Annotated in this window: 1 protein-coding gene; it reads left to right on the forward strand. The window is 58.6% G+C overall.

Features of this window, described 5'->3' with window-relative positions; translation table 11 throughout:
* A partial coding sequence (locus I6F16_RS37675; RefSeq protein ID WP_225174798.1) for a transporter substrate-binding domain-containing protein occupies window positions 1-391 on the forward strand: 391 nt, incomplete at its 5' end.
* Window positions 392-418: the final 27 nt, after the last annotated feature.

Here is a 418-nt window from a genome sequence, read left to right on the forward strand (position 1 = left end):
CTCGTGGCTGGCGCAGTTGCAGAAGCTTTCCGCCGACTACTGCGTGAAGAAAGGGCTGAAGCCAATTGCGCTGAGCGTTTTTACCACCGACCCGCAGACCACCCAGGCGCTGTTGTCGCGCGCGGTGGATGCGCAGATCACCGACGCCGCCGTGGCGCGCGGGGTGGTGGAAAAACTGGGTGATCGGGTGGTTATCTCCTCTGACACGCTGATCTATCCGGTGCTGAACGGCTTTGGCGTTAAAAAAGGCAATACTAAGGTGAAAACCGCCCTCGAAGAGGCGCTGAAAAAATACAGCGCGACGCCGGAATATGCCGCCCTGCTGAAGAAATATCACTTCCAGGCGCCGACGGCGGACGATCTGCAGACCCTGATGCCGAAAGCGGAATAATGCCCATGCGCGATTCCGATGAAGAGC

The sequence above is a fragment of the Bradyrhizobium sp. IC4060 genome (genome assembly GCF_020193715.1).
GTDB lineage: Bacteria > Pseudomonadota > Alphaproteobacteria > Rhizobiales > Xanthobacteraceae > Bradyrhizobium > Bradyrhizobium yuanmingense.